This is a genomic window from Clostridium perfringens, assembly GCF_016027375.1.
Taxonomy (GTDB): domain Bacteria; phylum Bacillota; class Clostridia; order Clostridiales; family Clostridiaceae; genus Sarcina; species Sarcina perfringens.
Window position 1 is genome coordinate 1,295,517 of the sequence record NZ_CP065681.1, and the last position, 26,511, is coordinate 1,322,027.

A 26,511-nucleotide genomic window follows, 5' to 3' on the forward strand; every position below is an offset into this window, starting at 1 on the left:
TTATTGTTAAAGGTTAGAAAAGTTTGGATAAAGAGATAAAATCATTATTCACCTAAAAGAGGGAATGGAATTTGTATAAAGAAGAAGGTGAGAAAATGAAAGATAAATATGGAAGAGAAATTGACTATTTAAGAATTTCTTTAACTGATAAATGTAATTTAAGATGTGCTTATTGTATGGAGAAAGATCACAATGATTTTATTCACAATGATAAGCTTATGACTTTAGATGAGATTTTAAGAGTTGTTAAAGAATGTGCTTCTATTGGAATAAAAAAAGTAAGACTTACAGGTGGTGAGCCTCTTGTAAGAGAAGGGATAGTAGATTTAATAAAAAATATAAACAAAATACCAGAGATAGAAGAGATTTGTTTAACCACTAATGGGATTTTACTAGGAGATAAAGTAAAGGAACTTAGTGAAAATGGATTAAAGAGAGTAAATATAAGTTTAGATACACTAAAAGAAGATAGATTTAAAGAAATAACAAGGATAGGAACCTTAGATAAAGTACTTTATTCAATAGAAAAGTGCTTAGAGAATAATGTTAAGGTAAAGATAAATACTGTAATATTAGAAGATTTCAATAAAGATGAAATTTTAGATTTAATAAACTTAGCTTATAAAAATCCAATAGATCTTAGATTTATAGAGCTTATGCCTATTGGAGAAGGTAAAAAGTTTAAGGGCGTTACTAATAGTGAGATTTTAGAAATTATAAAGAAAGAAAAAAAGGTATTAAGTGATGGAAAACCCTTAAGACTAAATGGTCCAGCTAAATACATAAGCATAGAAGGATTCAAAGGAAAAATAGGCTTTATAAGTGCTATGAGTGATTGTTTTTGTGAGGATTGTAATAGAATAAGGGTCACTCCTGAAGGCTTTATGAAACAGTGTTTACATTGGAAGTATGGAATAAACTTAAGAGATAAGATGAGAAATGGAATAAGTGATGAAGAGCTTAGGGAGATAATTAAAAAAAGTATTTATGAAAAGCCAGAAAAACATAACTTTAAAATGAAAGAAAAAGATGAAGATAAAAGATTTATGTATGAAATAGGAGGATAAAAATGAGCAAGGTAAGAGCTATTTGTATAAGTGAAAAGAAAGGTACAGCTAAGGTGCAAGTTCCTAAAGCTGAGTTTATAGAAGATTTCGGAATTAAGGGAGATGCTCATGCTGGGAAGTGGCATAGACAAGTAAGTTTATTAGCTTTTGAAAAGATAGAGGATTTTAGAGCTGATGGCGGAAATGTGGATTTTGGAGCCTTTGGAGAAAACCTAGTTGTAGATGGAATAGAACTAAATAAACTTCCTATAGGGCAAAAAATAAAGATAGGAGAGGTTCTTTTAGAAGTAACACAAATAGGGAAAAAATGTCATGATAAATGTGCAATATACTATCAAGTAGGAAGATGTATAATGCCTGCTTATGGTATATTTACAAAGGTATTAAATGGAGGAGAAGTAATTTTAGGAGAAGAGGTAGAGCTTCTTTAAAAATTTTTTAATATAAAGGTTCTAATATTTTTTATTAGAATCTTTTTTATTGTATAATTGTTAATAAAGAATGTACGGAAAATAGAGAGGTACAAATTTAAGAATAATTAGTTTTAGATATTCCTTTAATATGTAGTAAGGTGTAGAAAGAAATTAAAAGTTCTAAGGACTGGAGGAAAGAATATTGGAAGTTTTACTAGATGTAAAAGAAAGAATGTCTATATTAAAGAACTTTTATGATGAAGTTAGAGTGGTAGATCCTATAAATAATATAGTATTTTCAGATGACTTTAACCTAAAAATTAATAATAAATTTAATGAAAAAGATTGTTCACTAAGCAATTGTTATGATGTGTGGGGAAAAAAATCAATATGTAGTACTTGCATATCAAAAAAAGCTTATTTAAAAAATGATACTTTTATAAAGTTAGAATATAATAAAAATCATGTGTTTTTAGTTATAGCTTCCCCAATTGAATTTAATGAAAATAAATATGTTGTTGAAATATTAAAAGATATAACTAATAATGGCAGTATAGTAGATGGTAGTGGAGAAGGTAATTATTTAGACTTAACAATGAAAAAGATGGGAGAAAATCTTATTAAGGATTATTTAACTGAAGTCTATAATAAAAGGTATATAGATCAGAGATTTTCAAAGGAAGCTCATAGAAACTTAAAAGAATCTATACCTACAACTGTAATTATGACTGATATAGATTCCTTTAAAAAAGTAAATGATACCTATGGTCATTTAGTAGGTGACAAAATTTTAAGGGGTTTTGCAAAGGTATTAAATAATAATATCAGAGAAAATAGTGACTGGATTGGTAGATATGGAGGAGAAGAATTCATAATTGTTTTAAATAATACCAATTTGAAAAATGGAGTGAAGGTTGCTGAGAAGCTTAGAAAAATCATAGAAAAAATGAGCTTTGACTATGGTGATTTAAGTTTAAAAATAACTTCTAGCTTCGGAGTTTGTGAAGTTTCAGAAAAAGAAGATCCTTTTGATACCATAAAAAATGCTGATGAAAAATTATATATGGCAAAAATGACAGGAAGAAATAAAACTGTATTTTAGTATTATAATAAATTTTAGAATTAAATTAAGATTTACTTTAGGAAATTCATTAACTATAAAAGTATAAGAAGGGAGGAAAATTATCAAATTTCATATTAATATATTATGTTTTATAAATAAGGAGCTTTTTAATGAATACAAAATTAAGAGAAGTATTCAGTTAACATATTAATCTTATTGAAATTTTGATAATTGAAAAATTTGAGACCTTTAGCAGATATTATGCGTCCTAAAAAATTAGAGGATATAGTTGGACAGAAACACATTGTAGGAGAAGGAACTCCTTTAAACAAGCTTATAAAAAACAAGAACATAATGAATTGCATTTTTTATGGTCCACCTGGTGTTGGAAAAACTACTTTAGCTAATATAATTTCAAATTACACTGATAAGAAATTTTATAAAATAAATGCTACTACATCTTCCATAAAAGAAATACAAAGTATAACTTCTGATATAGATAATTTATTAAATTTTAAGGGAATAATACTGTATATAGATGAGCTTCAGCATTTTAATAAAAAACAGCAGCAAGCACTTTTAGAATTTATTGAAGATGGGAGAGTAATATTAATAGCAAGTACTACAGAAAATCCATACTTTGCTATACATAAGGCCATACTAAGCAGAAGTACCATATTTCAATTTAAACCAGTAAGTACTGAAGATATAATAATAGCTTTAGAAAGAGCAGTAAGTAAACTTGAAAAAGAAGGATATGTTATTTCTCTTGAAGAAGGCGTTTTAAAATATATTGGAGAGATTTCTCAAGGAGATGTAAGAAAAGCTTACACAGTGTTAGAATTAGCTATTAAATCTCAAGAAAAAGATAATATCCTTTTAAATAAAGAGTATGTAGAAAAATTAGGGCAATCTAATTTGAAATCTGATTCATCAGGAGATGATTATTATAATTTATTAAGTGCTCTTCAAAAAAGTATAAGAGGAAGTGACCCTGATGCCTCAATTCATTATTTAGCTAGACTTATTAAGGGTGGAAATATGGATAGCGTAATTAGGAGGATAGGAGTAATTGCAGCTGAAGATATAGGTCTTGCTCATCCTAATGCTTTGCAAGTTGTAAATAGCGGAATAGACCTTGCTTTGAAAATAGGAATGCCAGAAGCAAGAATAATATTATCTGAATTAGTAATATATTTAGCTACCTTACCTAAGTCAAATAGTGCGTATATGGCTATTGATGATGCTTTAAGAGATTTAGAAAGGAATAATGCAGGTGATGTGCCAAAACATTTAAAAGATGCTCATTATAGTGGAGCAAGCAATTTAGGTGTTGGTGGGTATTTATATCCACATAATTATCCTAATGGTTATATAAATCAAGAATATATGCCTGAAAATATGAGAGGAAAAGAATATTATAAGCCTAAGGATAATAAATACGAAAGTAGTATAAAAGCCTACTGGAATAATGTAAAAAACAAATAGTTGAATTTCAATTTTAAATTCCATTTTTTAAGTAAAAAATATGTGAATATTATTGTTGACAAATTTACTCGGTTTTGATATTATAATCACATAAAGTACATCGAATTAGTCAGATTTAGAGGTGATTAAATGAAATTATCTACCAAAGGAAGATATGGTGTAAAAGCCATGGTTGATTTAGCTATACATTATGGTGGATCACCTGTGTCAATAAAGTCAATATCGCAAAGACAGAATATATCTGAATATTATTTAGAGCAATTATTTAGTTCTTTAAGAAAAGCTAAGCTTATAAAGAGTATTAGAGGTGCTCAAGGAGGATATATTTTAAATAGACAACCAGAAGATATAACAGTTTCAGATATTATAGAGGTTTTAGAAGGACCAATAGAAATATCAGATTGTTTAGATGGTGTAACTTGCAATAATGTTGATTGTTGTGCCACTAGACTTTTATGGAAAAAGATAAAAACAAGCATAGATGAGGTTACTAATTCAGTAACACTTAAAGATATAGTAGAAGATTATAAAGCTATGAAAGAAAAAAATGAAGCTTTAAAAATTGTTAGTAGGAGTGAAGAAAATGAATAATAGAGTTGTTTATATGGACTACTCAGCAACTACATATGTTAAGCCAGAAGTATTAGAGGAAATGTTACCATATTTCACAAATAAGTTTGGAAATCCATCAGCATTTTACGGAGTTTCAAGAGAATCAAGAATGGCTGTAGACACTGCTAGAGAAAGAGTAGCTAAAGTATTAAATGCTGATACAAATGAAATCTACTTTACTGGTGGCGGATCAGAAGCAGATAACTGGGCAATAAAAGGAATAGCTTTTGCTCATAAAAATAAAGGAAATCATATAATAACTACAAAAATAGAGCACCATGCTGTATTACATACTTGCCAATGGTTAGAAAAACAAGGCTTTGAAGTAACTTACTTAGATGTAAATGAAGAAGGTTTTGTTGATTTAGAAGAATTAAAAAATGCTATTACTGATAAAACTATCTTAGTTTCTGTAATGTTTGCAAACAATGAAATAGGAACTATAGAGCCAGTTAAGGAAATAGGAAAAATTTGTAGAGAAAGAAAAGTAATATTCCATACAGATGCAGTTCAAGCTGTAGGAAATGTAAAGATAGATGTTAAAGATATGAACATCGATTTACTTTCATTAGCTGGACATAAAGTTTATGGACCAAAAGGAATCGGAGCTTTATATATAAGAAAAGGTATAAGAATAGATAACTTAATCCACGGTGGTGGTCAAGAGAGAGCTAGAAGAGCTGGAACTGAGAACATACCTGCAATAGTTGGATTAGGAAAGGCTATGGAAATAGCTGGAGAAAACTTAGATGAGCATATAGCTAAAATTTCTAAGTTAAGAGATAAGTTAATAAAAGGATTATTAGAAGTACCATTTACAAGATTAAATGGACCAAAAGATGGTAGCAAGAGATTACCAGGTAACGTAAATGTATGCTTTGAATTCATTGAAGGTGAAGGAATTCTTCTTTCATTAGACTTTGAAGGAATTTGTGGTTCAAGTGGAAGTGCTTGTACATCAGGATCATTAGATCCATCACACGTGTTATTAGCAATAGGTTTACCTCATGAAATAGCACACGGATCATTAAGATTAAGTTTAGGTGAAGGTACAACTGAAGAAGACGTTGATTACGTATTAGAAAAAGTACCACCAATAATCGCAAGATTAAGAAGTATGTCACCATTATGGAAAAATCATTTAAGAGAAGTAGAAGGAGAGAATTAATTATGATATATAGTGAAAAAGTTATGGATCATTTCAAAAACCCAAGAAATGTAGGAGAAATTAAAGATGCTAACGGAATCGGAGAAGTTGGTAACGCTAAATGTGGAGATATAATGAGAATATATCTTAAAATAGAAAATAACATTGTAGAAGATGTTAAATTTGAAACTTATGGATGTGGATCTGCTATTGCTTCATCAAGTATGGCTACAGAGCTTATAAAAGGAAAAACTGTAGAAGAAGCTTGGGAATTATCAAACAAAGCTGTTGCAGAAGCTTTAGATGGTCTTCCACCAGTAAAAATGCACTGTTCAGTATTAGCTGAGGAAGCTATACACAAGGCTATAAACGACTATAGACAAAGACAAGGATTAGAGCCTTGGGATATGAAAGAACATTCACATGACATACATGAGCATGTTCACGGTTAAGAATAATATTAAAGTGGTGATTTTGTGACAAAGAAAAAGGTTGTTATAGGTATGAGCGGCGGAGTTGATAGCTCCGTTGCTGCTTACCTTTTAAAGGAACAGGGATACGATGTAATTGGTGTTACAATGCAAATATGGCAAGAGGATAAGGAATATGAGGAAAGAGAAGGTGGATGTTGTTCACTGTCAGCAGTGGATGATGCTAGAAGAGTTGCTCAAAAACTAGATATTCCTTTTTACGTTTTAAACTTTAGAGATAGTTTTAAAAGAAATGTAATAGATTATTTTGTAGACGAATATATACAAGGTAGAACTCCAAATCCATGTATTGCATGTAACAAATATCTTAAATTTGATGAGCTTTTACAAAAAGCTAAAGGTATAGGTGCAGACTATGTTGCAACAGGTCACTATGCTAAAATTGAAGAAAGAGATGGAAGATTCCAACTTATAAGATCAAAGGATGATAGAAAAGATCAAACTTATGCTTTATACAATCTAACTCAAGAACAGTTAGAGCATACTTTAATGCCTTGTGGAGAATTCACTAAGGATAAGATTAGAGAAATAGCTAAAGAGATCGGTCTAGATGTACATAATAAAAAGGACAGTGAAGAAATATGCTTTATTCCAGATAATAATCATGGAAGATACATATGTGAAGCTGCTCCAAACAAAGTTAGACCAGGAAACTTTGTCGATAAGTATGGAAATGTCTTAGGAAAACATAAAGGAATAGTCTATTATACAATAGGACAAAGAAAGGGCTTAGGATTAGCTCTTGGAAGACCAGTGTTTGTTACTGATATAAACCCTGTAACTAATACTGTTGTAGTAGGACCAGAAGAGGATATCTTTAAAACTGATTTAGTTTGTAAAGATATAAATTTCATATCTATAGATAAACTTGAAGGCCCTATGGAAGTTGAAGCTAAAATTAGATATTCAGCTAGACCAGCTAAGGCTACTATAAGTCCTATGGAAAATGGAAGAGTTAAAGTTTCTTTTGAAGATAAGCAAAGAGCTATAACTAAAGGTCAATCTGTTGTTTTCTATAAAGATGATTTAGTTGTAGGTGGAGGAATAATCGAAAGCCTACTTTAATAGAAAGCTCCCGAAAGGGGGCTTTTTTCTTTTATATTAAAACTTTTTAAATTTTATTTTCAATATAAAGTGCACTATACAAAGTGTATTTATTAAGTTAATAATATATACTTACTTTATTTAGTTAATAACTTACTTAGAAAGTTTAAGGATTATTATTTAAGTTTACAAAAATAAATTTAAAATACCTATGAAACTATGTATTTTTTGGAAGGATATAGATAATACTAAATATATTACTAATGGCTTTACTTAAATTAGAAAGGGATGACTTTTAGAGTGTATAGAATAAGAGATTTAATTGGTCTTAAGGTTTTTGATTCTAATGGAAAAAAGGTTGGAGTAGTTTGTGATCTTGCAATAGATTATTTTAATGGGAAAGTCATGGGCTTTATAATAACAAAAAAATTATTTTCAAAAAGAGATTATGTGGACTTAACTAATGTTATTTCTTTAAGCGATACTATTATGACAGAAGGGGTACATGTACATAGAGGGTTAAAATTTAGCGAGATAAAAAACTTTGATCTTATAAATAAGGATGGCCATATGATAGGAATATTAGAAGATATTTTAATAGATTACGACTTTTATATAAGAGGACTAATAGTGGTAAGTGGATTAGTTGATAAATTTAAAAATGGAAAGCGAGTTATACAATTAAAAGAAACTATTTTAGGAGAAGAAAGCATTTTATTTTTTGGCAATAAAAATATAAATATGAGAATGATTCCAAGAAAATATTTTGGCGAGGTAAATTAAAAAAGGAGGAGTAGGAATGTTTAGAGCTTTAAAAGATAAAAAAAGATTTATAAGAAATTTAATATTAACATTTATAATTTTTTTATTTATATTCCTTTTATATCAATTTGAAGCTTTTAGAGACATTATTTTTATAGTGCTTGTATCAGGGATTTTTGCATATATTCTTAAGCCTCTATATAGATTTTTATGTGAAAGAACAAAAATAAATAAAAACTTTTTAGCTATGTCTATAGTACTTAGTGTAATTTTTCTTATATTATTTTTTTTAACAGTTCTAATTCCAAGTATGTTTAAAGAAGGGGAAAGTTTTGATGGTTTAATAAATGGTATAGAATTCTTTATAAATGATTTGATTATGAAGATGAAGTTTATGGAATTAGGGATTTTTGATGTTATTGAAGCTCAAGTTACTGAAAAATTAAATATATTATTAGTTAGTTTTGCAACTAGTATTATAAATAATTTAATTAGCTTTTCAGAAAATATTTTAGCTTTTGCTGTTATACCTGTATTAGCATATTATTTTTTAGCCTATGGAGATTTATTATCTAATAAATTTTTATATTGCTGCCCAATAGAGAAGAGAGCTCTATTAAAAAATCTAGGGAGAGATGTTGATAAAGTCTTAGGTAAATATATTTTAGGGCAATTACTTTTAAGCTTATTAGTTGGAGTTATGACATTTATAGGTATGCTTATACTAGGAATAAAGTTTCCTCTATTATTAGCGTTTTTAAATGCGTTACTCAATATTATACCATATTTTGGAGCGGTTTTAGGAGCAATACCTGCAATAGTTGTAGCATTAGTAGAAGGCCCAAATAAAATTTTGTGGGTTATATTGACTTTTTTAATAATTCAACAAATTGAAGGAAACTTAATAGCACCTAAAATTACAGCTGAGAGTATAGATATGCATCCAATATTAATCATAATATTACTTTTGATTGGAGAGCAAATAGGAGGGCTTTTAGGAATGGTTTTTATAGTTCCTATAGCTGTTGTGATTAAAGTTCTATTTGATGATTGGGATTATTATATGTTTTTATGATATTTTAGTATTAGATTAAATCATAGTTATTAAGAAGTATGATATATTTTTTTATAGTTAAAAAGTTTTAGATATTAATAAATATACATAATAATATTATTTTAATAGTATTTTATATAAAAATAATATTTAACTTAGTAGATAAATAATCATAAAATATATAGGAATACATAGTAATTTAATAAAATAGATATTAATACAGTTGGCAATTATATTGACAGGTAAAGAAATTTTTTTTATAATTTGCCTATAATAACTTAATGAAAAGCGTTGACGAGAATGAGTAGGCATTTATCTTTTAGTCAGAGAGGAAGTGGTTGGTGAGAACTTCTTAAAAGAGATGTTGAAGCTATCTTTGAGCTATAATTTTTAGAGTGATGTAGTTTTACATAATTAGGGTGGTACCGCGGAGCATAGGATTTCGTCCCTTTTAATTAGGGGTGAGGTGTTTTATGTTCTTTTTTTATGTGTGAAACTAATTATAAAATAAAAGAATATCTAGGCTAAGTAGAGGGTTTAATCTTATTTTATAATATATGATTAAACTTAAAGGCTAAAGGATAAATACATAAAATTTGGAGGAATAAATTATGAAATTCATGGGAGCAAATGAATTAAGAGAAAAATATTTAAGCTTTTTTGAAAGCAAAGATCATTTAAGATTACAGTCATTTCCGTTAGTACCTAAAAATGATAAGAGTTTATTATTAATAAATGCAGGTATGGCACCACTTAAACCTTATTTCACAGGTTTAGAAGAACCACCAAAAAGAAGAATAACAACTTGCCAAAAGTGTATAAGAACTGGTGATATAGAGAATGTTGGTAAAACATCAAGACATGGTACATTCTTCGAAATGCTAGGAAACTTTTCATTTGGAGATTACTTCAAATCAGAAATAATTCCTTGGGCTTGGGAGTTTATAACAGAAACTTTAGGAATTCCAAAGGATAAATTATATGTAACTATATATTTAAATGACGATGAAGCTTATGATATTTGGACTAGTAAAACTGATGTAGATCCAAGCAGAATATTCAGATTAGGAAAAGATGATAACTTCTGGGAAATAGGGGTAGGTCCTTGTGGTCCTTGTACAGAGATTCACTTTGATAGAGGAGAAGGAAAGGTTGAAACTGTAGAAGAATTCTTAGAAGCTTCAGATGCTGATAGAATAGTTGAGTTCTGGAACTTAGTTTTCACTCAATTTGATAAAGATGAAGAAGGAAACTACAATGAGTTAGCTCAAAAGAACATAGATACAGGTATGGGCTTAGAAAGAATAGCTACAATAATGCAAGGTGTAGATAATATCTTCGAAATAGATACAGTTAAAAACATATTAAATAAAGCATGTGAATTAACAAATGCTAAATATGGAGAAGATAAAGACAAAGATGTATCATTAAGAATAATAACTGACCATGGAAAAAGTGTTACTTTCTTAATATGTGACGGTGTTCAACCATCAAATGAAGGTAGAGGATATGTTTTAAGAAGACTTATTAGAAGAGCTGCTAGACATGGAAGACTTTTAGGAGTTAAAGGTATATTCTTAAATGAAATGGTTGATGCTGTAGTTGAAAATTACGGTGAAGCTTATCCAGAATTAAAAGAAAAAGCTGATTACATTAAGAAAATAATTAAATTAGAAGAAGAAAGATTTAATGAAACAATAGACTCAGGTATGGATATACTTATGAGCTATATTTCAGAAATGGAAGAAAAAAATGAGAAAGTTTTATCAGGAGCTAAAGCTTTCAAATTATATGATACTTATGGATTCCCTCTAGAGCTTACTCAAGAGATATTAGAAGAAAAAGGATTAGAGTTAGATATAGAAAACTTTAATAAGGAAATGAAAGAGCAAAGAGAAAGAGCTAGAAATGCTAGAGGAGAAAGTAGCTACATGGGAAGCGAAGAAAGTCCAGTAAACAAAGTGGATGCTTCAATAGTTACTGAATTTGATGGATATGTTAATTTAGAACTTAACTCAAAAGTTATAGTACTAGGAAATAATGAAGAATTTAAATCTGAACTTAAAGAAGGTGAAGAAGGATTCTTATTAACTGATAAAACTCCTTTCTATGCTGAAATGGGAGGTCAAGTTGGAGATAGAGGAAATATAACTTCAGAAACTGGAATGGCAATAGTTACAGATTGTAAGAAAAATGTTGGTGGAAAATTTGTTCACTACATTAAGGTTATAGAAGGTAGCTTAAAAGAAGGTCAAGAAGTTAAATTATCAGTTGATGCTTCAAGAAGATCTAACATATGTAAAAACCACACAGCTACACACATGTTACATGAAGCTTTAAAAGAAGTTTTAGGAGACCATGTAAATCAATCAGGTTCATATGTTGATGAAGAAAGATTAAGATTTGACTTTACTCATTTTGCAGCTTTAACAGAAGAAGAATTAGAAAAAGTTGAATTATTAGTAAATGAAAAAATAATGACTGTATCTGTAGTTGATACAAAGGAAATGTCATTAGATGAAGCTAGAAATAGTGGAGCAACTTGTCTTTTCGATGAAAAGTATGCTGAAAAAGTAAGAGTTGTTTCAGTTGGAGATTTCTCAAAAGAATTATGTGGAGGAACTCACGTAGCTAACTCAGGAGAAATTGGATTATTTAAGATAGTTTCAGAATCAGGAGTTGCTGCTGGAATAAGAAGAATTGAGGCTGTTACTGGAATAAGCGCATTAAAATTCATGGAACTTAAAAATAATATGCTTAAGGAAGCTGCTTCAATGCTTAAGTGTAATGAAAAAGATATTGCTAAGAGAATAGCAGCTCAAGCTCATGAATTAAAAGAAAAAGATAAAGAAATAGCAGAACTTAAAGCTAAATTAGTTCAAGGTGCTGAGGATGATATCTTAAAAGACAAAGTTGAAATAAACGGAGTTGAATTAGTTACAGCAGAATTAAAAGATGTTGATGGAAATTCATTAAGAGATTTAGCTGATAAAGTTAGAAATAAATTAAATAATGGAATAGTTGTTTTAGCAAGTGACAATGGTGGAAAAGTAAACTTAGTAGCTATGGCAACTAAAAATTCATTAGCTAATGGAGTTCATTGTGGAAAGGTAATAAAAGAAGTTGCAGCAGTTGTAGGCGGCGGCGGAGGTGGAAGACCTGACATGGCTCAAGCTGGTGGAAAAAATCCAGAAAATATAGCTAAAGCATTAGAAAAAGCAAAAGAAGTTGTAGAATTACTTGTAAAATAGTTGTACTTTTATGTAAATATAGTTTATAATGAGTATAAAGTAAAGCGTGAATAAAAACTAATTTAAAAGATAATAATATATGTAAATATATAAATTAAAATATATTTACTGTAAGGGGGTGAGCTGCTAGTAAGCAGCATGTTATGAGTAACAATTTTGACCACACAATGCAGTTTGATTTTAGTAAAAATAAGGAAGATTTAACTAAATCAATATTAACTGATGTATACAACTCACTAAAGGAAAAAGGCTATAACCCGGTTAATCAGCTAGTTGGATACTTAATTTCAGGTGACCCTACTTACATCACTAATTACAACGGGGCAAGAGCTTTAGTAAGGAAACTGGAAAGAGATGAAATACTTGAAGAAGTTATAAAATCTTATCTAGAGATAAAATAACAAAGAGTGCCCGAAAGGGTACTCTTTCGTTTATGTAAGGAGATTCAATGAGAATTTTAGGTTTAGATATCGGAAGTAAAACTATAGGAGTTGCAGTAAGTGATCCACTTGGATGGACAGCTCAAGGTGTAACAACTATAAAAAGAGATTGCTACACTAAAGACGTAGAGGCAGTCATGAAAATATGCAAAGAGTATGGAGTAGAAACTATAGTTGCAGGTATGCCAAAAAATATGAATGGAACAATAGGACCATCTGGAGAAATGGTTAAAAATTTATGTGAACAAATTGAAAAATCATTTGATGGTAAAATAGAGTTTTGGGATGAAAGACTTACAACAGTTGCTGCTCATAGAGCAATGCTAGAAGCGGATTTATCAAGAGCGAAAAGAAAAAAAATAGTCGATAAAATAGCGGCTACTTATATATTACAAGGATACTTAGACAGAATATCGAAATAAAAAGGAGAAGTTAAAATGAATAACGATTTACAACCAATAGTTTTAGTTGATGAAGAAGGAATAGAAACAACATTCAACGTAGTAACTAAATTAGATATCGAAGAAAAAGAATATTTCTTATTATCACCAGAAGGTGAGGAAGACGTAGTTATAGCTATGCAAGTTGTTCAAGACGAAGATGGAGAAGAGACTTTAGCTCCAGTTGAGAATGATTTTGAAATTGAAATGATAGAAGAAGCTTATGCAACTTTATTCGCAGAAGAAGAATAACGGTAAAGTGAGGTTTTAATATGGCAAATACAGCTTCAGTAGATTTTGATGCTTTAAAAGAAGAATTAAAGAAGAAGGGTTATAAGTTAACACCTCAGAGAAGAGCTATAGTTGATACTATAATACAAAATGAGGGTAAACACTTAACTGCTGAGGAAATTTATGACGAGGTTAAGAAAAGTTGTCCAGAGATTGGATTAGCTACCGTATATAGAACAATAATTCTTCTAGAAGAGATGGGTGTAATCTATAAGTTAGATTTAGAAGATGGATGCAGTAGATATGAACTTGCTCATGACGATGAAGAGCATAGACACCATCATCTAGTTTGTAATAAATGTGGAAAAGTTTTTGAGGTTGAAGCGGATTTATTAGACGAACTAGAAGAAGAGATTGAAACTAAATATGGCTTTGAAATATTAGATCATACAGTAAAGTTTTTCGGAATATGCAAGGATTGTAAAAATGAATAGAGAAATTTTCTCAAATGAGGAAACCTCTTTTATACATAAGCGTACTACTACAAAAAAGAGGAGGGAAAATATGAAACGTGAAAAGCTAAAGGTTAAAATTATACCTTTAGGTGGTTTGAACGAGATAGGTAAGAATCTAACTGTTATCGAATTTAAAGACGATATAATTGTAGTCGACTGTGGACTTAAGTTCCCAGACGAAGATATGTTTGGTATTGATATAGTTATTCCAGACGTATCATATCTTGTTAAAAATGCAGAAAAAGTTAGAGGAATATTTTTAACTCATGGTCATGAAGATCATATTGGTGCTTTACCATATGTGTTAAAAAATTTAAATGTACCTGTTTATGGAACAAAACTTACTTTAGGAATAGTTGAAACTAAACTAAAAGAACATGGTTTATTAAGCACCACAGAGCTTATAAGAGTTAAACCAAGAGATATTATAAAATTAAAATCATCATCTGTTGAATTTGTAAAAACTAATCATAGTATAGCAGATTCAGTTGCTATAGCAGTGCATACACCACTAGGAGTTGTACTTCATACTGGTGATTTTAAAGTAGACTATACTCCAACTGACGGAGAGGTAATGGATTTTGCTAGATTTGCAGAATTAGGAAGAAAAGGAGTTCTTGCAATGATGGCTGACTCTACTAATGTAGAGAGACCAGGATATACAATGTCAGAAAGAGCTGTAGGAGAAAATCTTAAAAAAATATTTGTTGGAGCAAAGGGAAGAATAATAATAGCTACATTTGCTTCAAATATTCATAGAATACAGCAAATTGTTGAAGCTGCAGAAATGACAGGAAGAAAGATTGCTGTTTCAGGAAGAAGTATGGAAAATATAGTTCAGGTTGCCATAGAACTAGGATATTTAACAATAGATAAGGATTCTTTTGTTAGCATAGATTCTATAAACAAATATCCAAATGAGCAAGTGACTATAATAACTACAGGAAGCCAAGGAGAGCCAATGTCAGCATTAGCTAGAATGGCATCTTCAGAGCATAAAAAAGTTAATATCATTGAGGGAGATACAGTAATACTATCTGCAACACCAATACCTGGTAATGAGAAGTTAGTTTCTAAGGTTATTAATCAACTTTTCAAAAAGGGAGCAGAAGTAGTGTATGGAAAACTAGCAGATGTCCATGTTTCAGGTCATGCTTGCCAAGAGGAATTAAAACTTATGCAAGCTCTTGTTAAGCCTAAATTCTTTATACCAGTTCATGGTGAGTATAGACACCTTAAACAGCATGCAGAGTTAGCTGTTGATGTTGGACTATCAGAAAAGAATTTTATGATAGCTGAAAATGGAGATGTTATAGAAATCACTAGAGATTCAATCAAAAAGAATGGATCTGTTACTTCAGGACAAATTTTTGTTGATGGACTTGGAGTTGGTGATGTAGGAAACATAGTTTTAAGAGATAGAAAACATCTTTCACAAGACGGAATTCTTACAGTAGTTGTTACTATTTCAAAAGAAACTGCTTCAGTGGTAGCAGGACCAGATATTATATCAAGAGGTTTTGTTTACGTAAGAGAATCAGAAGACTTAATGGATGAAGCTAAAGAGATAGTAAAAGACGTTTTAAGAGATTGTGAAAAGAAAGGAATCTGTGACTGGGCTACTATGAAATCTAACATAAGAGATGGCCTTAGAAGTTTCCTTTATGAAAAAACTAAGAGAAAACCAATGATATTACCAATAATAATGGAAATATAAAAAAATTAGATGATAATGTAGAATGTAACTGTTTAAGTAAAAAATGTTGTGTTGACTTTTTTAAAGCTTAACAGTAGAATCTAATAAGGTAAAGAAAATTGGGTACTTAAATAGTATCCAATTTTTTATGCACATAAAATTGGAGGAATAAATATAATGAGTAACGAATTTACAAGAAATGATATTAGAAATATAGCTATAATCGCTCACGTTGACCATGGTAAAACAACTTTAGTGGACGCATTATTAAGACAAAGTAACGTTTTTAGAACAAACGAAAAAGTAGAAGAGAGAGTAATGGACTCAAATGACTTAGAAAAAGAAAGAGGTATTACAATACTTTCAAAAAATACAGCAGTTCATTATAACGGAGTTAAAATAAATATAATAGATACACCAGGACACGCTGACTTCGGAGGAGAGGTTGAACGTGTACTTAAAATGGTAGAAAGTGTTTTACTTGTAGTAGACTCATATGAAGGGGCTATGCCTCAAACAAAATTCGTTTTAAGAAAAGCTCTTGAGTTAGGATTAAAACCAATAGTTGTTATAAACAAAATAGATAAACCAGATGCTAGACCAGAAGAAGTTATTGATGAAATATTTGAATTATTCTTAGAGCTTGGTGCAGATGATGAGCAATTAGATTTCCCAATAGTTTATGCTTCAGCTAGAGATGGAGTAGCTACAATTAACATAGATGAGCCAAAAGATAACATGAAAGATTTATTCGATACTATAATCGAAAAAGTTGAATCACCAAAGGGATCTATAGAAGACAGTTTACAAATGTTAGTTACAACTTTAGATTCAAGTGAATATGTTGGTAAAATAGCTATAGGTAAAATAACTAGAGGAATAGCTAAGAAAAACCAACAAGCTGCTGTTGTAAGACAAGATGGAACAGTAACTAAATTCAAAATATCAAGTCTTTATACTCATGATGGATTAAAGAGAATAGAGGTTGATGAAGCTCAATTAGGAGATATAGTTGCAATAAGTGGTATATCTGACGTAAATATTGGAGAAACTATAACAGATGCACAAAATCCAGAAGGATTACCATTTGTTAAAATAGACGAGCCTACATTAAACATGAACTTTATGGTTAATGACTCACCATTTGCTGGTAGAGAAGGGGATTTCGTAACTTCAAGACATTTAAGAGATAGATTATTAAAAGAATTAGAAACTAACGTAAGTTTAAAAGTTAAAGAAATAACTCCAGATTGTTTCGAAGTAAGTGGTAGAGGAGAGCTACATCTTTCAATACTTATAGAAACAATGAGAAGAGAAGGATATGAATTCCAAGTTTCTAAGCCAAACGTTATAACAAAAATAGATGAAAATGGTGTTAAGGTTGAACCAATAGAGCACTTAACTATAGACGTTCCAGAAGAATTTATGGGACCTGTTATGGAAAAATTAGGACCTAGAAAAGCTGAAATGGTAAATATGACTTCAGCGGTTAATGGATACTCAAGATTAGAGTTCAAAATACCTGCAAGAGGACTTATAGGATTTAGAAATGAATTCATGACAGATACAAAAGGTAACGGAATAATGAACCATGTATTTGATGGATTTGAAAAATACAAAGGAGAGATCCCAGGAAGAAGTAGAGGATCAATCGTAGTATTTGAATCAGGAGAAGCAGTTACATATGGATTATTTAATGCTCAAGAAAGAGGAACTTTATTCATAGAGCCAGGTACAGAGGTTTATGCTGGAATGGTTTGTGGAGAATGTTCAAGAGCAGATGACATAGACGTTAATATTTGTAAGAAAAAACAATTAACTAATACAAGATCATCTGGAGCTGATGATGCTTTAAAATTAACTCCAGTAAGACAAATGTCATTAGAGCAATGTTTAGAATTCATAAACAATGATGAATTAGTTGAAGTTACTCCAGTAAATGTAAGAATGAGAAAGAGAATCTTAGACAGTGCTGAGAGAAAGAGAGCTATAAATAGAAGTAAAAAATAATAAATTTTCTTATAATTTTATTTTATAACTTTGGGTACATAAACAAAAATTAGTAAAACAAGTTTGTTTTTATGAGAAAAAGATTTATAATTAGATAAATGGCTTTATGGCCATTTATCTTAAAATATGAGGGGGTACTACTGTGAAAAGGCTAAAAAACTCTAAAAGTATGGTTTTGATATCCATATTCATAATTTTACTTGTGATTAACTTAGCTGTATTTGTAGTTAAATATAACTCCATAAAGCGAAGCCCTTTACAATCTAATAAAGCTGATATAACCTTTAAAGTTAAAGAAGGAGAGTCACTAAATGGACTTTTTGAACGATTAAACAATGAAAATGTACTTAGAAGTTCCTTTTTTTCTAAGATATATATAAAGTTTAATAACGTAGAAGAAAGTATAAAACCAGGTACATATACTGTGAATAGTGACATAAGTTTTAATGATTTTTTAAGTGTACTAACTGATGGGAAAGTATCAGATTATAAGGTAACATTTCCAGAGGGATACACTGTAGAGGATATAGCTAAGAAATTGGAAGAATCTAAGGTATGCACAAAAGATGAGTTTTTAAAAGTAGTAAAAGAGTATCCATTACCATCTTATATAAAACCTAATAATGAAAGAAAATATGAGTTAGAAGGATTTTTATTTCCAGACACATATGCTATTCCTAAAGGCACAACACCAAAACAAATAATTGAAATGATGCTTAACAGGTTTGAAGGGGTAATTAGTGAGATACAAAGTGAACTAGGCATTACTATTCCAAAGGAAGAGTATGAGAAATATGTAATAGTAGCTTCAATGGTTGAAAAAGAGGCTAGGGATGATAGTGAGCGTGCAGAAATAGCATCTGTTATATATAACAGACTACAAAAAGGTATGCCTTTACAAATCGATGCTACAGTTTTATATGCTTTAGGAGAGCATAAAGATACTGTGCTTTATAAAGACTTAAAAGTGGATTCACCATATAATACATATAAGATTAAAGGACTTCCAGTGGGGCCAATATGTAATCCTGGAAAACCTTCACTTTTAGCTGCCATAAAACCAGCTAAAACAGACTACATATATTATTTATTGAATCCATCAAATAATAAGCACTATTTTACTAATAATTACGAAGATTTCCTAGCTAAGAAGAAAGAATTTGGATACTAAAATTTGGAGGAGCAAATGAGTGGAGTAACCTTTGAATATATGGAAAAGTATCTTAGAGATCTTATTCCAGATAGAAATGACGAATTAAAAGAACTAGAAGATTTTGCAAAAGAAAATAAGGTGCCAATAATACAAAAGGAAGGTGCTAAGTTCCTTGAGTTTATGGTATCTATGAATAAACCAAAGAAAATATTAGAATTAGGCACAGCTATAGGTTATTCTTCAATACTTATGAACAAAGCTTGTGGTGGAGAATGTCATATTACTACAATCGAGAGAGATGATAATATGATAAATTATGCTAAAGAGAATATTAAAAAATTTGGATTAGAGGGAAAAATCAATATTTTACAGGGAGATTGTTTAGAAGTTTTAGAGAGTCTTCATGATGAATTTGATATGATATTCATGGATGCAGGTAAAGGACATTATAATCATTTTTTACCAGAATGTTTAAGACTTTTAAAAAAAGATGGAATTATAATAGCAGATAATGTTTTGTTTAGAGGAATGGTTGCTTCTGATGACTTAGTGAAGAGAAGAAAAATAACTATTGTTAAGAGAATGAGAAAGTATTTGGATATGGTCTCAAAGGATGAAAATTTAATAACAACTGTTATTCCTATGGGAGATGGAATTGCGTTAACTAAGAGGAGGTAGCAAACATGAGAAAACCAGAAATATTAGCACCAGCAGGTAGCTTAGAAAAATTAAAGACAGCAATTGATTTTGGAGCAGATGCAGTTTATATTGGAGGAAGTAAACTTAACCTAAGAGCTTTCGCTGATAACTTTACAAATGAACAGATTGCAGAAGGTGTAAAGTATGCTCATGATAGAGGAAGAAAAGTTTATGTTACTATGAATGTATTTCCTCACAATGCAGATTTAGAAGGATTAGAAGAATACATTGTAGGACTTAATGATTTAAATGTAGATGCAATAATAGTTTCAGATCCATCAATAATAATGACTGCAAAGGAAGTTGCACCAGATTTAGAAATACACTTAAGTACTCAAGCAAACAATGTAAACTGGAAGTCAGCTAAGTTTTGGCATAGCTTAGGAGTTAAGAGAATTGTTTTAGCTAGAGAGCTTAGTTTTAAAGAAATTGAAAAAATACATGAGAATTTACCAGAAGATTGTGATTTAGAAGCATTTGTTCATGGTTCAATGTGTATGGCATACTCAGGAAGATGTTTAATATCAAACTACATGACAGGAAGAGACTCAAATAGAGGAGCTTGTTCACAAGCATGTAGATATAAGTATTATTTAATGGAAGAAAAGAGACCTGGAGAGTATTTCCAAGTTATAGAAGATGATAAAGGTACATACATAATGAACTCTAAGGATTTATGTATGATAGAATATATACCAGAGCTTGTTAAGAGTGGTATATACTCATTTAAAATAGAAGGAAGAATGAAGAGCCCATACTATGTTGCTGCAATTGTTAAAGCTTACAGAGAAGCTTTAGATAAGTATTGGGATGATCCAGAAGGATATGAATTTGATCAAAAATTAATGGATAATCTTTTAAAGGTTAGTCATAGAAGATATCACACAGGATTTTACTTTGGAAAATCAGGAGAGCAAGTTTATGAATCATCATCTTATATAAGAGATTATGATATCGTAGGAGTTGTTAGAGATTATAACGAAGAAACTAAGGTAGCAACTATAGAACAAAGAAACAGATTATTCGAAGGGGATACAGTAGAGGTATTAACTCCAGTAGGAGATTACTATGAAATCCAAATGAATGATATGAAGGATGAAAAAGACGAAAAAATAGATGTTGCTAACAAAGCTCAAATGATATTCAAGGTTAAAATAGATAAGCCTGTAAAGGTAAATGATATGTTAATTAAGTGCAAGGAGGCAAACAGCTAATGAAGAGACCAATTTTTATAGGAATAACAGGAGGCACTGGCTCAGGTAAAAGTACAATAGCTAAGGAGATATATAGACAATTTGGTGAAGATTGTATAGCAATGATAGAGCAAGATTCATATTATAAGGATCAAAGCCATTTATCAATGGAGGATAGAGTTAAAACTAACTACGATCATCCAAATGCTTTTGATAACAATCTTTTAGTTTCACATTTAGAATCACTTTTAAATGGACATTCTATACAAAAACCTAGTTATGACTTCTCTATACATAATAGAATTGAAGATACAACTAAGGTTGAGCCAAAAGAAATTGTTATTGTAGAAGGAATATTAATACTAGAAGATCCAAGAATAAGAGAACTTCTAGATATAAAGATTTACGTTGATACAGATGCTGATGTTAGAATCATAAGAAGAATGGTCAGAGACATAAATGAAAGAGGAAGAACTATGGAGTCTGTTATAAATCAGTACTTAAATGTAGTAAAGCCTATGCATAATCAATTTACAGAACCTACAAAGAAATTTGCTGATATAATAATACCAGAAGGTGGACATAATAAAGTTGCTATAGATATTATTGTTGCAAAAATAAAAGAGGTTTTAGGAAAATACGAATAATATCTTAAAAAGGTATATTACGATTTTACTTAAATAAGAGATAGAAGTAATTATTTCTTATTGAATAAAACACCCCTAACTTGGCTAGAATTTAGCCAGGAGGGGTGTTTTTATGTTTAACAGAAAAAGAAAAATTGAAATTAAAAATAGATTAATAAGCTTAGTTTCTTTATTGTTATTAGCTTTACTATTACTTGACATGAGGATTTATTATGTGCAGAAAAAGTATAGTACAAAAGAAACAGGAAATTTCAAAGGAAATCACAAACAATATGAAAATATTTCTGACCTTAATTATTCACTTTTAGATAGAGAGGGAGAAAGCATATTTCAATATGAGACTAAATACAAAGTTGTTATAGATTCTATGGCTTTTAGATTAAATAATTTAAATCAAAACTTAGAGAATATAATGGCCTTTAATTATATTATGCAATCTGAAGATAAGGATTTTTCTTTTGATAATGTAGTAAAAAGTGGAGGGAAATTATATTATGATGTTTCACAGGAAAGTTTTGATAAGATAAATAGTTTGAAAAATATAAAAGGAATTTATACTTATAAGGCACAGGAAAAGAAAAAAGATGATAATTGGAAAATAGAGAATATGGTAACTTCTACTAAGGGTTTTGCTTTAGTAGAGAATAAGGATAAAAAAGTAGAGACAAAAGAGGTTGATAAATCAGAAAAATCTCTAGAAATGGTAATAAATAAGGAGTTAGAAAATAATAAAGATCCTAAAATTATTTTTGAAAGGGATCATGAAGGATTATATGGAGAAGGACAATATGACATTCCAGAGGATAATCTAAATGTTAAGTTAACTTTGGACAATAAATTTCAAAAAATAGTTAGAGATGTTTTAGCTAAGGAAGATTATAAAACTTTTAAAAATGCAGGAGCAGTACTTATTGATAGTGATAGCGGTGAAGTATTAGCCTTAGCTCAAAAGGATGAATCAGCTCCAAATGTTGTTTTAGGCTCAGGTAGCATTAATGGTTATGAGGCAGGGTCAATATTTAAAATTTTAACTTTAGAGGCTGCTATGGAAGAAAAGGGTATTAGCCTTTCTGATAAATTAAGATGTGATGGGTTAGTATGTAAAAAGGAAAAAATACATGGAACAATAAGTATTAAAGAAGCTTTTGAGGTTTCATGTAATGATGTTTTTTCTAAATTAGGAGCTCAAATAGGAACTAGGGGATTATTAGATTTTGCAAAGGACCAAGGAGTTTTTTCTTTAGCTTTAGGGTTAGATGAAAAAACAGGCATGGAGACTAAGGGAGATGTCCCTGAAAATGTTAGTATAACAAATCTTTCTATAGGCCAATCTATGCAAACTAGTTTAATTCAAATGGCAGGTATAATATCTACTGTTGTTAATGAAGGGGAATACGTAGAGCCTTATATATTAAAAGATTTTGAAAATCAAAAAGGAGAGGTAAAAAAAGAATTTAAGGAGTTAAGAAAAAATGTAATCTCTAAGAAGACAGCAGAGGACTTAAAAAGTGTAATGAACTCAACGGTTTTAGAAGGAACTGCAAATATAACTAAAATTGAAGGAGTTGAGATAGGAGCTAAAACTGGAACTGCTGAAGCTCTAGGTGGAGAATTACATGGATGGTTTTTAGGATATTTTAAACATGGAGAAAAGTACTATACTTTAGGAGTTATGGTGCCAAATATAAAAAATGTTTATGAAGATAGAAAACCAGGAGGTGGAAATACTGCAGGTCCTATTTTCAGAGATATAGTTTTAGAACTTACAAAAAATAAATAGATTTAGCAATATTTTAACTATCAACTCATATTATAGTAATAAGCATTAATAGGGGGAACGACATGTTCATGTTACAATACTTATTAGAATTAGTTGGTAGTAAAATATTTTTAACTGGCTATGTAACAGGAAATTCTACTTTTCCAAAGCCTTTAAATGAGAAGGAAGAAAAAATCTATTTAGAAAGATTAAAAGATGGAGATGTTGAGGCAAAAAGAGTACTAGTTGAGCGGAATTTAAGACTAGTAGCACATATAGTTAAGAAATATTCTTCAAATTATCAAAACTCAAAAGAAATGGATGATTTAATATCTATAGGAACAATAGGTTTAATAAAGGCTATAGATTCTTTTGACACTAACAAGGGAATACGACTTGCAACATATGCAGCTAAGTGTATAGACAATGAAATACTTATGTTTTTTAGGAATACTAAGAAGACAAAGGGAGAAGTATTCCTTCAAGATCCTATAGGAGTAGATAAGGAAGGTAATGAAATTTGTCTCATAGATATTTTAAGTAGTGACTCTGATTCGGTATTAGAGGCTGTTGAAAATTCATTACAGGTTAAGGAGCTTTATAAAAAGATGTCTGATGTCTTAAGTCCTAGGGAGAAAGAGATAATTCAAATGAGATATGGTCTTTTAGATGGTGATATAAAAACACAGAGGGAAATAGCGGGAATTCTTGGTATATCAAGATCATATGTATCTAGAATAGAAAAAAAGGCACTAAAAAAATTAAATAAGGAATTTAAATGTTAAATGATACTTAATAAATTGTATAAAAAAAAATAAGTTTTATAAAATTATGGAATTGATATATCATATGGTTTATAATATTTATTATACGATAAAAAAGGTGGATTCTTCTATAAATAATTTGTTCATTTCTTTATGAAGTGAACAAATTATTTATTAAGAATTAAGTTTAGGAGGAGATTTATGCAAAGTTTAGCAGAACTTTTAGAGTTAACAGTTAAAGAAGGAGCATCTGATTTGCATTTAACAGTAGGTATTTCTCCTATAATAAAAGTTAATGGAAAATTAGTAAGGTTAGAACATGAAATATTACGCCCTGAAGATACTGAAGCGTATGCTAGAGAGATATTACAGGATGCATATGAAAAGTATGATGCTATTGGAGAATACGATACATCATATTCAATACATGGTAAAGGTAGATTTAGAGTTAATATATATAAACAAAGAAATAGTACAGCTTTAGCTATAAGAGTTATATCTTTAGATATGCCAACTTTAGATAGTTTAGGATATCCTGAGACTTTAAAGGATATATGTAATCTTAAAAGAGGACTTGTATTAGTTACAGGACCTACTGGAAGTGGTAAAAGTACAACTTTAGCAGCTTTAATCAATGAAATAAATAGTAATAGAGAATCTCATATAATAACAATAGAAGATCCTATAGAGTTTCTTCATAAACATAATAAATCTATTGTAAACCAAAGAGAGATAGGCAAGGACACTCTAAGTTATGAAAGAGCCTTAAAAGCAGCTCTTAGAGAGGATCCTGATGTTATTTTGATTGGAGAAATGAGAGATTTAGAGACTATTTCAACAGCTATAACAGCGGCAGAGACTGGACACTTAGTATTTTCAACTCTTCATACTATAGGAGCTGCTAAGACTATAGATAGAATAGTAGATGTTTTTCCACCACATCAGCAGGAGCAAATAAAAATACAGTTAGCTTCTGTTTTACAAATAATTATATCACAACAATTAGTGGAAACCGTTGATGGAGATAGAAATGCTGCATTAGAAATAATGGTTGCTACACCAGCTATAAAAAATTTAATAAGAGAAGGAAAAACTCATCAAATAGAATCTTCTATCCAAACTGGAAGTAAATATGGAATGAGAACGATGGACATGGAACTTGCTAATCTGTATAGAGAAGGTATAATAACACAAGAAACGGCAATGAATTCTGCTATAGATAGGGAGATTTTAAGTCGATTATTGATGTATTAAATATAGAGGTAATTTGAATTTTTAAGAGAATATATATATTATCACAATTTTTAGATAGGGAGGTACACATAGAAAAAATGTCTAAAAACATAGTGGGTCTAGATATTGGAAACAGAAATATTTGTGCGGCGATATCAGGTGAAAATGAAAATGGAGAATTCGAAGTATTAGATTTTGTAGTAAAAGATTTGCAAGGTGTATCTAAAGGTAAAATAATAGATGAAGAGTCTGTTGTAAAAATTATTAAAGAATGTCTAAAAGAACTAGAAGAAAAAAGTGGACATAATATTCGAGGTGTTTACTTATCATTAAAAAATAATGATTGCAGAATGGTGGAAAATAAGGGATATTCTTATACTGACAATGATGATTCATTAGTTTTTAAAGAAAATATAGAAGAAGCTTATATAGAAGGAAGAACATTAAAGCTTTCAGAGGAAGAATGTGTAGCAGATAGTACAATAAATTCATTCTATACTGAAGAATTTGGCTTTGTTCAGAATCCAATTGGAATTAAAGCTGAAAGAATAGAAATAGATGAAGATTTAATTATTGCTCCTAAATCTAAAATTAGTACTTTAAATAAAATTATTTTAGAAGCTGGATATGAGGTTTTAGGAACAGTTTCATTGGGATTTGGATTTAAAAATGTTTTTTTAAGTAAAAAAACAGAAACTTCAAATGTTGTAATTATAGATGTAGGGGCAGAGGAAACACAAATATATAGTTACAAAGGTAATACCCTAAAGGATATGGATTATATACCATTAGGAGGAAGAAATATAAGCAAAGATTTAGCTATATGTTTATCTATATCAGAAGAGGAAGCAGAAAGATTAAAATTGCAATATTCTTCAAAATATTATAGTATTAGAAAGGATTATAATAATATTTCCTTTGAGGAACACATATTAGATACCTATTTAATTCATGATATTATAGATGCAAGATTAAGTGAAATAGTAGAATTAGTTAATAGTAAATTGATGGAAAGGGATATTCTAAATACCACAGATATGATAATATTAACTGGTGACGGTATTAGTTATTATGAACATATTAAGGAAAGAATAGAGTATACAACTGATAAGGATGTAAGAATTTTCACTAAAAAGCAATTTTTATTTGACAATTCTTCAATAATTAATTCAATTAGTATTGTTAAAGAGGTATATGATAGGTTAAAATTAATATGTGATGAAGAATTACTTTCAGGAAGAAAAGTAACAGTGGATAAAGAAAATAAAAGTGAAAATAAAAGTGTAAAGAAGAGAGGGCTTTCCAAAATAATGGCGTTCTTAGAGGAGCTTTTTTAAAG

At 29.8% G+C, this 26,511-nt stretch carries 25 protein-coding genes and 1 other annotated feature; all 25 genes read left to right on the plus strand.

The features are described 5' to 3' along the window. Positions 1–95 precede the first annotated feature (95 nt). The 25 genes from moaA to I6G60_RS06515 all read left to right on the plus strand — a co-directional run bounded on the left by moaA (position 96) and on the right by I6G60_RS06515 (position 26,509). Positions 96–1,067, plus strand: a complete 972-nt coding sequence (gene moaA / locus I6G60_RS06395; RefSeq protein WP_042267558.1) for a GTP 3',8-cyclase MoaA — start codon at positions 96–98, stop codon at positions 1,065–1,067. A 2-nt stretch (positions 1,068–1,069) separates the two neighbouring features. Beyond that, complete coding sequence (locus I6G60_RS06400) at positions 1,070–1,498, plus strand: MOSC domain-containing protein (RefSeq protein WP_087325551.1); 429 nt, start codon at positions 1,070–1,072, stop codon at positions 1,496–1,498. Between the two features lie 184 nt (positions 1,499–1,682). After that, complete coding sequence (locus tag I6G60_RS06405) at positions 1,683–2,582, plus strand: GGDEF domain-containing protein (protein ID WP_138329778.1); 900 nt, start codon at positions 1,683–1,685, stop codon at positions 2,580–2,582. 201 nt (positions 2,583–2,783) lie between these two features. Then, positions 2,784–4,031 (plus strand): replication-associated recombination protein A, encoded by a 1,248-nt coding sequence (locus I6G60_RS06410; protein ID WP_025648208.1) that lies wholly within the window; start codon positions 2,784–2,786, stop codon positions 4,029–4,031. 129 nt (positions 4,032–4,160) lie between these two features. Further along, complete coding sequence (locus I6G60_RS06415; protein WP_003451273.1) at positions 4,161–4,622, plus strand: RrF2 family transcriptional regulator; 462 nt, start codon at positions 4,161–4,163, stop codon at positions 4,620–4,622. Then, on the plus strand, positions 4,615–5,811 hold the full coding sequence (gene nifS / locus I6G60_RS06420) for a cysteine desulfurase NifS (protein WP_003473085.1): 1,197 nt from the start codon (positions 4,615–4,617) through the stop codon (positions 5,809–5,811). Before I6G60_RS06415 ends, nifS begins: the two co-directional genes overlap by 8 nt. Before the next feature lie 2 nt (positions 5,812–5,813). After that, positions 5,814–6,242 carry a Fe-S cluster assembly scaffold protein NifU gene (gene nifU, locus I6G60_RS06425; RefSeq protein ID WP_003451659.1) on the plus strand — a complete coding sequence of 143 codons (429 nt, stop codon included), beginning with the start codon at positions 5,814–5,816 and terminating at the stop codon, positions 6,240–6,242. A gap of 51 nt (positions 6,243–6,293) precedes the next feature. Then, the gene (mnmA, locus tag I6G60_RS06430) at positions 6,294–7,346 is read left to right on the plus strand and encodes a tRNA 2-thiouridine(34) synthase MnmA (protein WP_011010602.1); all 1,053 of its coding nucleotides are present in this window, start codon (positions 6,294–6,296) and stop codon (positions 7,344–7,346) included. Positions 7,347–7,625: 279 nt separating this feature from the next. After that, positions 7,626–8,108, plus strand: a complete 483-nt coding sequence (locus I6G60_RS06435) for a PRC-barrel domain-containing protein (RefSeq protein ID WP_003459697.1) — start codon at positions 7,626–7,628, stop codon at positions 8,106–8,108. A gap of 16 nt (positions 8,109–8,124) precedes the next feature. After that, complete coding sequence (locus I6G60_RS06440) at positions 8,125–9,162, plus strand: AI-2E family transporter (RefSeq protein ID WP_003459684.1); 1,038 nt, start codon at positions 8,125–8,127, stop codon at positions 9,160–9,162. Positions 9,163–9,423: 261 nt separating this feature from the next. Next, positions 9,424–9,594: a binding site (T-box leader), on the plus strand. A 158-nt stretch (positions 9,595–9,752) separates the two neighbouring features. Then, positions 9,753–12,392: an alanine--tRNA ligase gene (alaS, locus tag I6G60_RS06445; protein ID WP_197925661.1), complete on the plus strand. Its 2,640-nt coding sequence runs from the start codon at positions 9,753–9,755 to the stop codon at positions 12,390–12,392. A gap of 143 nt (positions 12,393–12,535) precedes the next feature. After that, entirely contained in the window at positions 12,536–12,793 is a 258-nt protein-coding gene (locus I6G60_RS06450; RefSeq protein ID WP_003451703.1) for an IreB family regulatory phosphoprotein, read from the plus strand. A gap of 47 nt (positions 12,794–12,840) precedes the next feature. Next, positions 12,841–13,254: a Holliday junction resolvase RuvX gene (ruvX, locus tag I6G60_RS06455; RefSeq protein ID WP_003459573.1), complete on the plus strand. Its 414-nt coding sequence runs from the start codon at positions 12,841–12,843 to the stop codon at positions 13,252–13,254. A 15-nt stretch (positions 13,255–13,269) separates the two neighbouring features. After that, positions 13,270–13,524 (plus strand): DUF1292 domain-containing protein, encoded by a 255-nt coding sequence (locus I6G60_RS06460; protein ID WP_003459598.1) that lies wholly within the window; start codon positions 13,270–13,272, stop codon positions 13,522–13,524. A gap of 20 nt (positions 13,525–13,544) precedes the next feature. After that, complete coding sequence (locus I6G60_RS06465) at positions 13,545–13,997, plus strand: Fur family transcriptional regulator (protein ID WP_003451087.1); 453 nt, start codon at positions 13,545–13,547, stop codon at positions 13,995–13,997. Positions 13,998–14,067: 70 nt separating this feature from the next. Further along, positions 14,068–15,735, plus strand: coding sequence for a ribonuclease J (locus I6G60_RS06470; protein WP_003459637.1), 1,668 nt, complete (start codon positions 14,068–14,070; stop codon positions 15,733–15,735). Between the two features lie 156 nt (positions 15,736–15,891). Next, entirely contained in the window at positions 15,892–17,724 is a 1,833-nt protein-coding gene (gene typA / locus I6G60_RS06475; RefSeq protein WP_003459575.1) for a translational GTPase TypA, read from the plus strand. A gap of 142 nt (positions 17,725–17,866) precedes the next feature. After that, positions 17,867–18,895 (plus strand): endolytic transglycosylase MltG, encoded by a 1,029-nt coding sequence (mltG, locus tag I6G60_RS06480; protein ID WP_003451288.1) that lies wholly within the window; start codon positions 17,867–17,869, stop codon positions 18,893–18,895. Between the two features lie 15 nt (positions 18,896–18,910). Next, positions 18,911–19,555, plus strand: coding sequence for an O-methyltransferase (locus tag I6G60_RS06485; RefSeq protein ID WP_110034652.1), 645 nt, complete (start codon positions 18,911–18,913; stop codon positions 19,553–19,555). A gap of 5 nt (positions 19,556–19,560) precedes the next feature. Beyond that, a complete protein-coding gene (locus I6G60_RS06490; RefSeq protein WP_003459619.1) occupies positions 19,561–20,790 on the plus strand; it encodes a peptidase U32 family protein in 1,230 nt (409 codons plus the stop codon). After that, entirely contained in the window at positions 20,790–21,416 is a 627-nt protein-coding gene (gene udk / locus I6G60_RS06495) for a uridine kinase (RefSeq protein ID WP_003459577.1), read from the plus strand. Before I6G60_RS06490 ends, udk begins: the two co-directional genes overlap by 1 nt. A 112-nt stretch (positions 21,417–21,528) precedes the next feature. Next, entirely contained in the window at positions 21,529–23,196 is a 1,668-nt protein-coding gene (locus I6G60_RS06500) for a penicillin-binding transpeptidase domain-containing protein (protein WP_003481820.1), read from the plus strand. 62 nt (positions 23,197–23,258) lie between these two features. Beyond that, positions 23,259–23,960, plus strand: coding sequence for an RNA polymerase sporulation sigma factor SigK (gene sigK / locus I6G60_RS06505; protein ID WP_003451260.1), 702 nt, complete (start codon positions 23,259–23,261; stop codon positions 23,958–23,960). A gap of 180 nt (positions 23,961–24,140) precedes the next feature. After that, complete coding sequence (locus I6G60_RS06510) at positions 24,141–25,193, plus strand: type IV pilus twitching motility protein PilT (RefSeq protein WP_003451114.1); 1,053 nt, start codon at positions 24,141–24,143, stop codon at positions 25,191–25,193. Between the two features lie 77 nt (positions 25,194–25,270). Next, a complete protein-coding gene (locus I6G60_RS06515) occupies positions 25,271–26,509 on the plus strand; it encodes a cell division FtsA domain-containing protein (RefSeq protein WP_057231723.1) in 1,239 nt (412 codons plus the stop codon). Positions 26,510–26,511: the final 2 nt, after the last annotated feature.

Excerpts from the sequence above, each read along its gene's own strand:
- mnmA (WP_011010602.1), top strand. The coding sequence starts at position 6,294 with ATGAGCGGCGGAGTTGATAGCTCCGTTGCTGCTTACCTTTTAAAGGAA.
- I6G60_RS06450 (WP_003451703.1), top strand. The coding sequence starts at position 12,536 with ATGAGTAACAATTTTGACCACACAATGCAGTTTGATTTTAGTAAAAAT.
- I6G60_RS06515 (WP_057231723.1), top strand. The coding sequence starts at position 25,271 with ATGTCTAAAAACATAGTGGGTCTAGATATTGGAAACAGAAATATTTGT.
- alaS (WP_197925661.1), top strand. The coding sequence starts at position 9,753 with ATGAAATTCATGGGAGCAAATGAATTAAGAGAAAAATATTTAAGCTTT.
- nifU (WP_003451659.1), top strand. The coding sequence starts at position 5,814 with ATGATATATAGTGAAAAAGTTATGGATCATTTCAAAAACCCAAGAAAT.
- I6G60_RS06510 (WP_003451114.1), top strand. The coding sequence starts at position 24,141 with ATGCAAAGTTTAGCAGAACTTTTAGAGTTAACAGTTAAAGAAGGAGCA.
- I6G60_RS06415 (WP_003451273.1), top strand. The coding sequence starts at position 4,161 with ATGAAATTATCTACCAAAGGAAGATATGGTGTAAAAGCCATGGTTGAT.
- I6G60_RS06465 (WP_003451087.1), top strand. The coding sequence starts at position 13,545 with ATGGCAAATACAGCTTCAGTAGATTTTGATGCTTTAAAAGAAGAATTA.
- I6G60_RS06485 (WP_110034652.1), top strand. The coding sequence starts at position 18,911 with ATGAGTGGAGTAACCTTTGAATATATGGAAAAGTATCTTAGAGATCTT.
- ruvX (WP_003459573.1), top strand. The coding sequence starts at position 12,841 with ATGAGAATTTTAGGTTTAGATATCGGAAGTAAAACTATAGGAGTTGCA.
- I6G60_RS06500 (WP_003481820.1), top strand. The coding sequence starts at position 21,529 with ATGTTTAACAGAAAAAGAAAAATTGAAATTAAAAATAGATTAATAAGC.
- I6G60_RS06490 (WP_003459619.1), top strand. The coding sequence starts at position 19,561 with ATGAGAAAACCAGAAATATTAGCACCAGCAGGTAGCTTAGAAAAATTA.
- udk (WP_003459577.1), top strand. The coding sequence starts at position 20,790 with ATGAAGAGACCAATTTTTATAGGAATAACAGGAGGCACTGGCTCAGGT.
- I6G60_RS06400 (WP_087325551.1), top strand. The coding sequence starts at position 1,070 with ATGAGCAAGGTAAGAGCTATTTGTATAAGTGAAAAGAAAGGTACAGCT.
- nifS (WP_003473085.1), top strand. The coding sequence starts at position 4,615 with ATGAATAATAGAGTTGTTTATATGGACTACTCAGCAACTACATATGTT.
- I6G60_RS06460 (WP_003459598.1), top strand. The coding sequence starts at position 13,270 with ATGAATAACGATTTACAACCAATAGTTTTAGTTGATGAAGAAGGAATA.
- sigK (WP_003451260.1), top strand. The coding sequence starts at position 23,259 with ATGTTCATGTTACAATACTTATTAGAATTAGTTGGTAGTAAAATATTT.
- I6G60_RS06470 (WP_003459637.1), top strand. The coding sequence starts at position 14,068 with ATGAAACGTGAAAAGCTAAAGGTTAAAATTATACCTTTAGGTGGTTTG.
- moaA (WP_042267558.1), top strand. The coding sequence starts at position 96 with ATGAAAGATAAATATGGAAGAGAAATTGACTATTTAAGAATTTCTTTA.
- typA (WP_003459575.1), top strand. The coding sequence starts at position 15,892 with ATGAGTAACGAATTTACAAGAAATGATATTAGAAATATAGCTATAATC.
- I6G60_RS06440 (WP_003459684.1), top strand. The coding sequence starts at position 8,125 with ATGTTTAGAGCTTTAAAAGATAAAAAAAGATTTATAAGAAATTTAATA.